We start from the raw sequence: 10,517 nt of genomic DNA on the forward strand, positions 1-10,517 counted from the left end.
TCAACGCGAAACGCTTCATTGCGTACCTCCACGATGCGAACGAGGGGCGATACAGAACATTCCCACACCAACGGCCGCCCATGGTGCGTCAGCCCCATGCGGAACACAGGCGGAACCACCCTGGGCAGCCAGCCGAGCAGAAGATCGGCTGTCGGCCGAGCCTGAGCATGCCATGACCCGAGCCGCTCCGACGGTAGGTGGCTTCGGATGTCATCCATCATACGGAGCAATTTTTTGATCTTCGAGGTTTCACTCGTAGCATTCGAGGGGTCACGAGGTGACCCGACCACCGCCGAGATCGCTAGACAAGATCGCGAATGGAGATCGTCTGATCCCTGCCGGGGCCGACCCCGACGGCCGCCACTGGCGCCCCGGACAGCTCCTCGAGCGTCTTGACGTAGTCGCGGGCAGCCTTCGGCAACTGATCGAACGACGACGCCCGCGAGATGTCCTCACCCCAGCCGGGAAGCTCCTCGTAGATCGGCTTGGCGTGGTGGAACTCGGTCTGCGTCATCGGCATCTCGTCGTGTCGCACCCCGTGGACGTCGTACGCCACGCAGACCGGCACCCGGTCGAAGCCGGACAGCACGTCCAACTTGGTCAGGAAGATGTCGGTCAGCCCGTTCACGCGTACCGCGTAGCGGGCGATCACCGCGTCGAACCAGCCGGTGCGCCGGGCTCGTCCGGTGGTCACACCGAACTCCCCACCAACCGCGCGCAGCTCGTCCCCGACCTTGTCGGTGAGCTCGGTCGGGAACGGCCCGGAACCAACCCTGGTCGTGTACGCCTTGCAAATGCCGATCACCCGGGTGATCCTTGTCGGCCCGATACCCGAGCCGGCTGCGGCCCCACCCGCGGTCGGGTTCGACGACGTGACAAAGGGATAGGTCCCGTGATCGACGTCGAGGAGGGTACCCTGCGAGCCTTCCAGGAGCACGACCTTACCGGCCCGTAACGCCTTGTCGAGCACAAGACCGGTGTCGACGATGTGCGGCCCGAGCCTGTGCGCATACACACTGTACTCATCGACGACCTCGTTCACGTCGAGGGCACGCCGATTGTAAATCTTGGTCAGGATCTGGTTCTTCTCCCGCAGCGCCAGCTCCAGTTTCGCGCGGAAGATCCCGGGATCGAGCAGGTCCTGGACGCGGATGCCGGTCCGAGCGATCTTGTCACCATAGGTCGGGCCTATCCCGCGCCCGGTGGTCCCGATCCGCGCCTTACCTAGATAACGCTCAGTGACCTTATCGAGCGCTCGATGATGAGGCATGATCAGGTGCGCGTTCGCACTGATCAACAGACGGGACACGTCGATGCCACGGGCGGCGAGCCCGTCCATCTCCTGAAGTAGGACACCCGGGTCCACGACCACGCCGTTACCGATCACCGGCACGCAGTCCGCGCGCAGTACACCACTGGGAATCAGGTGCAGAGCGTAGCTTTCCTCACCGATGACAACGGTGTGTCCGGCGTTGTTACCCCCCTGATATCGGACAACGAAGTCGACCGCCCCGCCAAGCAGGTCGGTCGCCTTCCCTTTGCCCTCATCGCCCCACTGGGCACCGATCAGCACGAGCGCAGGCACCGGGCGAGGTTACCTGGCCTGCCGGCCCGAGGATGTCATATCGCCGACGGAGCACAGAAATGATCTTCGGAGCGGTCATTGCGGACGCCGCTCCACAGGCGCCGCCAAACCCCGCCCACGTCGATCATCCGTCCGAGGGTCCACTTGCATTACTGAGGGTTACTGTGGAGTCTGTATTTCGGTAAGGGAGTAGTCGATCGGGACGGGGGTGTCACGGTGGCTGCTGTCACCGCCCGGTCCGTGAGCGCCGAAGACCCCGGCCGGAGCACCAGCACGGCACGGGAGGCAGCGTCGAGCCGACCAGCCGTCACCGACAGGCTCGCCTCCGACAGGCTCGCCTCCGACTCGTCCGCGTCGGTACAACTGTCCGTCCAGCCGGATCAGTCCGTGCAACCTGCTCAAGCGGAACAGTCGGCACCAGCACCAGCACCAGCACCGGCCACAGACCGGACCGCCGCGGACCGGACCATCCCGGGCCCGCCTGACCGAGGCCCGGCGGACGGCAGCCCACCGAAGCGCAACCCGACAGACGGCGACCCGCCCGAGGCAGCCTCGCCGGGCAACGCCCCGCTGCCGCCGCGCGGCGGTAGGCCCGCGGCCGGTCCTGTTGGTTCTTTGCCGGCCCACCGGACGTCGGTGCCGCACATCAGCGGCCTGGTCGCTCAGTCGCCGGCCGCGAGGCCGGCCGTCGGTGCGCACGCCCGGCCGGTCGGATTCTCGCCCACCGGCGACGTGCTTCCCGCCAGCCTGGTGGAGGTTGTGGTTCGCGGTAGCTACGCCATCCGCAGCGCCAACCGGGTCGAGGAGCAGCGCCGCAAGCGGGCGGACGCCGTCGCCACCCACGTGGACCAGCAGATCGCCGAGTTCCTCGCCGTCTGCGCGGCCGAGAACCTGTCGCCGACCCTGGGGGTTCGCGTAGTCGGGGAACGCCTGCCACCGGTTGCCCGCAGTGGGCGTCGCCGGCAGCCACCGAACTCGGTCCCGGTTTCCACCGGTGCCGGTGCGACAGGGAACAGCGCGACCGGGCAGCCTTCGACAGAGATCACAAACAGTGAGAAGGCTGGCAGGAAAGCCGGCAGGCGCAGCTCAGGTCACGCGAAGGACCGTCGGCGCGGCCGACGGGCATCACCGCTGGTCTGGCCGGTGCTGTACTGGCGTAACGAGGATTTCCCGTACACGGGCCGCTGCCTGCACCTGTTCGTCGGCAGCGACGGACAGACCTTCGAGGGACGGGACGACCCGGGACCACTGCACGCACTGGGTCGTGAGGTTCGGGTGTGGCCGGTGGACATCCATACGGTCGTCGGGTCCATGGCCGAGGTGGACGCCCGGCGATGCGCACAACAACTGGTGTACGGCCTGGCGCACATGCTGTGGTGTGCCGGCGTCAGCCTGTAGACGGGGAAGGATCGACCCGTAGACGGAAGACGGAAGTCCGTGGACAGCTCGTCCGGACAACCGCCTGGACGTCCACTGTGAACCCCTGCGAAGCCCCTCCGGACCTGCCCGAGCCGCTCCCGATTACCACACTGTGGGCGCATCCCGCAGCCGGGCCGGGCCGGGCCGGGCCGGGCCGGGCCGGAAAGTTGATCGCAGTGAGCGCTACCCTGTACCGCGTGCCCTCCCACACCGATTCCCACGCAGGCACGGCGACCGCGCGAGCGTCCGGCCGGGGGGCGGTCGGCCTCCGGCCGCCGGTCGGGCAGGTGGCAGCGGCTGATCCGACGGTAGCGGGGTCACAGGTGACGAGGTGAAGGTTCTCGTCGTCGGCTCGGGAGGCCGGGAGCATGCCCTGTGCCGGGCGTTGTCGCGCGATCCGGCCGTGAGCTCGATCGTCTGCGCCCCGGGTAACGCCGGCACCGCGGATCTCGCCGAGCCGCGTCCGCTCGACGTCTGCGACCCGGACGCCGTCGCGACCCTCGCGCAGACCGTCCGGGCCGATCTGACCATCATCGGACCGGAGGTCCCCCTTGTCGCCGGGGCAGCCGACGAGCTGCGGGTTCGGGGCCTGAACTGCTTCGGGCCGTCCGCCGCGGCGGCGCGCCTGGAGGGAAGCAAGGCGTTCGCCAAGGACGTGATGCGTGCCGCGGGTGTCCCGACCGCGGCCTCCCGCGACCACACCGAGATCGAGCCGGCACTGGCCGACCTCGACGAGTTCGGCCCGCCCTACGTCGTCAAGTACGACGGTCTGGCCGCCGGCAAGGGTGTCACCGTGACCACCGACCGGGCAGGCGCGGTGGCAGCCGTGCGATCCTGCCTGCGCCGGGCGGACGACCGGGTCGTGATCGAGGAATACCTCGACGGCCCGGAGGTCTCCCTGTTCGCGGTCGTCACGGAAGCCGGGACGATCGTGCCGCTGCTGCCCGCGCAGGACCACAAACGGGTCGGGGACGGCGACACCGGGCCGAACACCGGCGGGATGGGGGCCTACGCACCGCTGCCGTGGGCACCCCCGGGGCTCGTGTCCGAGGTCGTCAGCAAAGTGATCAAACCTGTCGTGGACGAGATGGCCCGCCGCGGCACGCCGTTCTCCGGCCTGCTCTACGCCGGTCTCGCGCTGACCTCCCGCGGCGTGCGGGTCGTGGAGTTCAACGTCCGGTTCGGCGACCCCGAGGTGCAGGCGATCCTGGCGCTGCTGGCCACGCCGCTGACCGACGTGCTGTCGGGGCGCCGGGCGCCGGTGTGGCGGTCCGGCGCGGCGATCACGGTCGTCATTGCGGCACCTGGTTACCCACAGTCACCGAAGATCGGCGATCCGATCATCGGCCTTGCCGCCGCCGGAGCCCTGACCGGTGTGGACGTCCTGCATGCGGGCACCCGCCGGGACGCCGAGGGCAGGATCGTGTCGTCCGGTGGACGCGTACTGTGTGTTACTGCAATCGGGTCGCATCTAGAGGCCGCGAGGGCCTCGGCCTACGAGGCGATCAGCCGCATCTCCCTGGCCGGGGCACACTACCGGACCGACATCGGTGACCTGACCCGCATCGGTGACCCGACCCGGCAAAGAACACCCGGCGGTGGGGGTCCGGGCTCGGCGGACCGAGGTTCCTGACGGGTCAGCACAGCCAGACCACGAGATCCGGACCCGAAGGATCCGAATCCGGATCATGGGATCCGCAGCGGATAACAGGGCCGACACCCGGTCTGCCGCATCCGCCCCACCCGGTGCGCCTGCCCCACCCGGCAATGCCGGAGATCATCGTCCGGACGGTATCCGCCCGGGGTTCCCGCGTTCGATCAGCCAGTTGTCCAGAAGGTGAGTGAACGAGTAGGTATGAGCGAGATTCCTCGGACCACCCCGAACGCGCAGTCACCGAAGGTAGCCATCGTGTATGGTTCTCCCTCGGACGCCCAGACGATGAGCAAGGCCGGCGCAACGCTGGAGCGCTTCGGCGTCCCCTACGAGCAGGTGTCGGTGTCGGCCCACCGGTCCCCCCGCACCCTCGCGGAGTACGTGGGCGAACTGGCCACCCGCGGGATCGCGGTCGTCATCGCCGGCGCCGGGCTCGCCGCCGCCCTGCCAGGAGCCGTCGCCGCGCTGACCACACTGCCCGTGATCGGCGTCCCTATCTCGGGTGGGGCGCTGGACGGCATGGACGCCCTGCTCGCCATCGTGCAGATGCCGCCCGGGGTGCCGGTCGCCACGGTGGGGCTGAACAACTCCACGAACGCAGCCGTACTGGCCACCCAGATCCTCGCCCTGAACGACCCCGGCCTGCAGGCCCTGCTCGCCGCGTTCAAGGACGACTTCGAAAAGGCAGCCGCCGCGGGCCTCGCGGAGGCGTTGGCCCCAGGCCAGTGATCGCGCAGTCTTCGGCCTGTTACAGGATCGGCTCGGGAGTGTAGGCCGCGGCGTCCGGGTAGCGGCTGACGATGTCGTCCACCCGGGCGCAGAAGGCTGCGACCTGCGCCCGGGCCGCTCCGGTGAACGTCAGCGGTTCGGCCAGCACCGACGACAGCTCGGCGGTGCCCAGGCCCAGCCGTTCGTCGCCCGCAAGCCGTGTCAGCAGATCGTTGTGGTCCACCCCCTTCTCCCGCAGGGCGAGGGCGACCGCGACCGCATGCTCCCGGATGACCTCGTGGGCGGTCTCCCGCCCGACGCCCTGGCGCACGGCAGCCATGAGAATCTTGGTTGTGGCCAGGAACGGCAGGTTGCGGTCCAGCTCACGAGCGATCACGGCCGGATAGGCCCCGAAGTCGTCCAGAACAGTGAGGAACGTCTCGTAGAGCCCGTCAGCCGCGAAGAACGCACCGGGAAGAGCCACCCTGCGCACGACCGAGCAGGACACGTCCCCCTCGTTCCACTGGTTCCCGGCGAGCTCGCCGGTCATGGCGGCAAAACCCCGCAGTACCACCGACAGGCCGCTGACCCGCTCGCAGGAGCGGGTGTTCATCTTGTGCGGCATCGCGCTCGAGCCCACCTGGCCGGACGCGAAGCCCTCGGTGGCCAGTTCGTGACCGGCCATCAGCCGGATGGTCGTGGCGAGGCTCCCCGGTCCCGCCGCGGCCTGGACCAGCGCGGTGACAACGTCGAAGTCGAGCGACCGCGGGTAGACCTGGCCCACGCTGGTCAGCACCCGGCTGAAGCCGAGGAACTCGGCGATCCGCCGCTCCAGCTCCGCGAGCTTGCTGGCATCCCCGCCGAGCAGGTCGAGCATGTCCTGACCGGTCCCGACCGGGCCTTTGATCCCGCGCAGCGGATAGCGGGAGAGGGTGTCCTCGATCCGCTCGAAGGCGGCGAGCAGCTCCTGCCCGGCGGAGGCGAACCGCTTGCCGAGCGTGGTCGCCTGAGCGGGGACGTTGTGACTGCGGCCGGTCATCACCAGCGAGTCGTACTCGGCGGCCAGGCGGGCCAGGCGGGCCAGCGCCGCGACCATGCGCCCGCGGACCAGCGCGAGCGAGCCGCGCACCTGCAGTTGCTCGACGTTCTCGGTGAGATCCCGCGACGTCATGCCCTTGTGCACGTGCTCATGGCCGGCAAGGGCGTTGAACTCCTCGATCCGGGCCTTGACGTCATGGCGCCGGATCCGCTCCCGCCGCGCTATCGAGCCCAGGTCCACCTCGGTGAGGACCCGCTCGTAGTCCTCGATCACGCCGGCGGGGAGGTCCAGGCCGAGATCCCGTTGGGCGCGCAGCACCGCCAGCCACAATCTGCGCTCCGAGACGACTTTGCTCTCCGGCGACCACAGCCGCCGGATCTCGGCCGAGGCGTAACGGGTGGCCAGGACGTCGGGGAGCGTGTACTCGGTTGCCATACCGGCCATCGTGCCCGACAACCACGTCCGAATCCCCGGACCCAGCGCTACCGGTCGGGGCATGCCGTCACTGGTCCGGACATGCCGTCACCGGTCCGGACATGCCGTCACCGGTCCGGACGTCCGGCGTCCGGCCGCATCGCATACGGTCGGGGCATGCCGCTGACGCACAAGGAGTTCGCCGGGCTGACCCACCTGGGGTCGGGCAAGGTACGGGAGATGTTCGCGGTCGGGGATGACGCGGTACTCATGGTCGCCAGCGACCGGATCTCCGCCTTCGACGTGGTCCTGCCCACCGAGATACCGGACAAGGGCGCTGTTCTCACCGGACTGTCGCTGTGGTGGTTCGACCAGCTCGCGGACCTCGTGCCGTCCCATGTGATCAGTACCGATGTGGACGAGTACCCCGACGAGCTCGCCCCCTACGCCGAGCAGCTGCGCGGCCGGTCGATGCTGTGCCGGCGGCTGACCATGGTGCCGATCGAATGCGTCGCCCGTGGCTACCTCACCGGCAGCGGCCTGAAGGACTACCAGCGCACCGGCGAGGTCAGCGGCCACGCGCTGCCCGACGGCCTCGTCGACGGCAGCCGGCTACCCGCGACGATCTACACCCCGTCGACGAAGGCACCCGTCGGCGAGCACGACGAGAACATCAGCCGGGCGCAGGCCGCGTCCCGGGTGGGCCCTCAGGTCGCCGCCGACCTGGAGAAACTCACCTTGGCGATCTTCGAACGAGCGGTCGGTGTGGCCGCCGAGCGCGGCATCATCGTCGCCGACACCAAGCTCGAGTTCGGTCATGACACCAACGGCGTCCTGCGGCTGGGCGACGAGGTGCTGACACCGGATTCATCCCGGTTCTGGCCCGCCGATGCGTGGAAGCCCGGCAGCTCCCAGCCGTCCTACGACAAGCAGTTCGTCCGCGACTACCTGGCCTCCACCGGCTGGAACCGGACCGCTCCCGGCCCGCGGCTTCCGCCGGATGTGGTCGAGGCCACCCGGGCCCGTTACGTCGAGGCGTACGAACGCCTGACCGGTACCTCCTTCGCCGATTACGTCGCCACCACGTAAGCCCGGATGAGCCCGGATGAGCCCGGCAAGCGTCAAGCCCGCCAAGCCCAAGCCCCGCAAGCGCGCCCTCCGGCCCGCCGCGTAACGCCCCTGTCAGCCGGAACCGTCGTCAGTCGCGACCGTCAACCGCTGGCGTGTGTGCGGTGAGTGACAGGCGTGCGCGTGCGATCGCGTTCGAGTTACGCTGACTGGCGACGTCCGGTACCCCTACTGAGGACTGGAACGACATTGATGGTCACACCCGCGACTGCGGTTCCGCCGCGCCCCCGATGTCCCCGATTGCCTGGCAACGGGGAGCCGGCGCTGGTCCGAAGCCGCGCAGAGCTCGAATCGTTGCTGAATTCCTCACCCTTAGCATCGACTGATATACGAACCGTCGTCATGACGATGGGCGCGCTGCATGCCGGACACAGCGAGCTGATCCGGGCCGCCCGTGCCCGCGCGGACCAGCTGATCGTCACGATCTTCGTAAACCCACTGCAGTTCGGTCCCCGGGAAGACCTCACGCGCTACCCCCGGACGCTCGACGCCGACCTGGAGATATGCGCCCACGAAGGCGTGGACGTCGTCTTCGCCCCGGCGGTCGTGCACGAGACCGCGCCGGCCGTCCGCGTCAGCGCCGGCCCGCTCGGCGACGTCCTGGAGGGCGCCAGTCGCCCAGGGCACTTCGACGGCGTCCTCACGATCGTCGCGACCCTGCTGAACCTGACGCGGCCACAGCTGGCCTTCTTCGGCAAGAAGGACGCCCAGCAGCTCGTCCTCGTCCGGCGGATGGTGCGCGACCTGGCCTTCCCGACCGAGATCGTCGCGGTGTCGACCGTACGGACCCCGGACGGGCTGGCGCTGTCCAGCCGCAACGCCTACCTGACCACCCGCCAGCGCCGCACCGCGCTCGCGCTGCCGCGGGCACTCGCCGTCGGGGTGAGCGTCGCCGACGAAGGAGCGGACGTGGTGCTCGCCGCCGCCGGCGAGGTGCTCACCGGCGAGGCGGACGTCGAGGTGGACTACCTGACGCTGGCAAGCCCCCACGACCTGACACCTGTGCGTACCGGCCAGGCGCTGCTGCTGGTCGCGGCCCGGGTGGGCACCACCCGGCTGATCGACAACATCGAGCTCACGCTGCCCGAGGAGGACGGCTGACCGTGTTCCGGACCATGCTCAAGTCGAAGATCCACCGAGCCACGGTCACCCAGGCCGACCTGCACTACGTCGGCTCGGTCACGATCGACGCCGATCTGATGGCGGACGCGGACCTGCTTCCCGGCGAGCAGGTCACAATCGTCGACATCGACAACGGTGCCCGGCTGGAGACCTACGCGATCGCAGGCCCGCCCGGTAGCGGGATCATCGGGATCAACGGCGCGGCGGCACGGCTCGTCCACCCCGGCGACCTTGTGATCATCCTGGCATACGCGGTCATGGCTGACACCGAAGCCCGCCGGTTCACCCCACGGGTGCTGTTCGTGGACGCCTCCAACCGGGTCGTCGCCCGCGGCCAGGACCCGGCGGCGGCGATCCCGGACGACCCGTCCAGCCTGCGCGGGGACATCGTCCAGCCGCTGTCGGTCGACGGGACAGCGGCCGAGCGGGCCCCGCGCCGCGAGCCGGATGGCGGGCGTCCGGCTCCGGTCGGCGCGAGGGTCCGCTCATGACGTTCCTGCCATGCCGCCTCGGCGCGCCCCGACCGGGCTGGACCCTCGACGCCGACATCGTGGTGATCGGATCTGGGATCGCGGGGCTGACCGCCGTCCTGCACGCCCGCGCGGCCGTGCCCGCCGGCCGGGTCCTGCTGGTCACGAAGGCGCATCTCGACGAGGGGTCGACCCGCTGGGCGCAGGGCGGTATCGCCGCGGCGCTCGCCCCCGAGGACTCCCCCGAGGATCATCTGGCCGACACCCTGGCCGCCGGGGTCGGATTGTGCGACGTCGACGCCGTCCGGGTCCTGGTCACCGAGGGACCCGCCCGAGTGCGGGAACTGGCCGCGCTGGGCGCCGCGTTCGATCGGGACGACTCCGCCGGCGGGTTCGCGTTGACCCGCGAGGGCGGTCACCTGCGCAACCGGATCGTGCACGCGGGCGGCGACGCCACCGGTCTGGAGGTCGAACGAGCGCTCATCACCGCGGTGCGCGCCGACCCGGGCGTCGAGGTGATCGAGCACGCACTCGTCCTCGACCTGCTGCTGGACGCGGACGGGAACGCCGCAGGGGTGACCCTGCACGTCCTGGGCGAGGGCACCAAGGACGGGGTGGGCGCGGTCACCGCCCGCGCGGTGATCCTCGCGACCGGCGGGATGGGACAGATCTTCGCTTCCACCACGAACCCGCCGGTGTCCACCGGGGACGGCGTGGCGCTGGCGCTACGCGCCGGTGCGGTCGTCACCGACCTGGAGTTCGTCCAGTTCCACCCGACCGCACTATGGTTGGCCGAAGCATCAACGGGGCCGGCCACAGCACCGGGGCCGGCCGGACGAGCCGGGCCGGGCGACGGTGGTGGGCCGGTTGGCGGTCAGCACACCTCCAGCCAGCAGCCGCTGGTCAGCGAGGCCATGCGCGGCGAGGGTGCCCACCTGGTGGACGCCGCCGGACACCGGGTGATGGACGGCGTCCACC

Annotated in this window: 8 protein-coding genes and 1 pseudogene; 7 read left to right on the plus strand and 2 right to left on the minus strand. The window is 69.8% G+C overall.

The annotated features are described in order from the left end of the window. Positions 1–301: 301 nt before the first annotated feature. A complete protein-coding gene (locus tag CV1CTNOD_RS23350) occupies positions 302–1,585 on the minus strand; it encodes an adenylosuccinate synthase (protein WP_131768860.1) in 1,284 nt (427 codons plus the stop codon). 216 nt (positions 1,586–1,801) lie between these two features. Between CV1CTNOD_RS23350 and CV1CTNOD_RS23355 the strand changes: the two genes are divergently transcribed. The 3 genes from CV1CTNOD_RS23355 to purE all read left to right on the plus strand — a co-directional run bounded on the left by CV1CTNOD_RS23355 (position 1,802) and on the right by purE (position 5,387). After that, positions 1,802–2,983, plus strand: coding sequence for a hypothetical protein (locus CV1CTNOD_RS23355; RefSeq protein WP_131788091.1), 1,182 nt, complete (start codon positions 1,802–1,804; stop codon positions 2,981–2,983). A gap of 352 nt (positions 2,984–3,335) precedes the next feature. Continuing rightward, a complete protein-coding gene (purD, locus tag CV1CTNOD_RS23360) occupies positions 3,336–4,637 on the plus strand; it encodes a phosphoribosylamine--glycine ligase (RefSeq protein ID WP_131788092.1) in 1,302 nt (433 codons plus the stop codon). Between the two features lie 222 nt (positions 4,638–4,859). Continuing rightward, entirely contained in the window at positions 4,860–5,387 is a 528-nt protein-coding gene (gene purE / locus CV1CTNOD_RS23365; RefSeq protein WP_131788093.1) for a 5-(carboxyamino)imidazole ribonucleotide mutase, read from the plus strand. A 19-nt stretch (positions 5,388–5,406) separates the two neighbouring features. Here purE and purB read toward each other — a convergent pair whose 3' ends face one another. Further along, positions 5,407–6,849, minus strand: coding sequence for an adenylosuccinate lyase (gene purB / locus CV1CTNOD_RS23370; protein WP_242606962.1), 1,443 nt, complete (start codon positions 6,847–6,849; stop codon positions 5,407–5,409). A 147-nt stretch (positions 6,850–6,996) separates the two neighbouring features. Between purB and CV1CTNOD_RS23375 the strand changes: the two genes are divergently transcribed. From CV1CTNOD_RS23375 to CV1CTNOD_RS23390, 4 genes and pseudogenes are all read left to right on the plus strand, one after another. Next, positions 6,997–7,908: a phosphoribosylaminoimidazolesuccinocarboxamide synthase gene (locus CV1CTNOD_RS23375; protein ID WP_131788095.1), complete on the plus strand. Its 912-nt coding sequence runs from the start codon at positions 6,997–6,999 to the stop codon at positions 7,906–7,908. A 231-nt stretch (positions 7,909–8,139) separates the two neighbouring features. Continuing rightward, the gene (panC, locus tag CV1CTNOD_RS23380; protein WP_131788096.1) at positions 8,140–9,048 is read left to right on the plus strand and encodes a pantoate--beta-alanine ligase; all 909 of its coding nucleotides are present in this window, start codon (positions 8,140–8,142) and stop codon (positions 9,046–9,048) included. Positions 9,049–9,050: 2 nt separating this feature from the next. Beyond that, on the plus strand, positions 9,051–9,560 hold the full coding sequence (panD, locus tag CV1CTNOD_RS23385) for an aspartate 1-decarboxylase (RefSeq protein WP_131788097.1): 510 nt from the start codon (positions 9,051–9,053) through the stop codon (positions 9,558–9,560). Continuing rightward, a pseudogene (locus tag CV1CTNOD_RS23390) lies at positions 9,557–10,517 on the plus strand (FAD-dependent oxidoreductase); the annotation flags it as partial. The gene panD and the pseudogene CV1CTNOD_RS23390, both read left to right, overlap by 4 nt.

It is taken from the genome of Protofrankia symbiont of Coriaria ruscifolia, from assembly GCF_900634745.1.
GTDB lineage: Bacteria > Actinomycetota > Actinomycetes > Frankiales > Frankiaceae > Protofrankia > Protofrankia californiensis.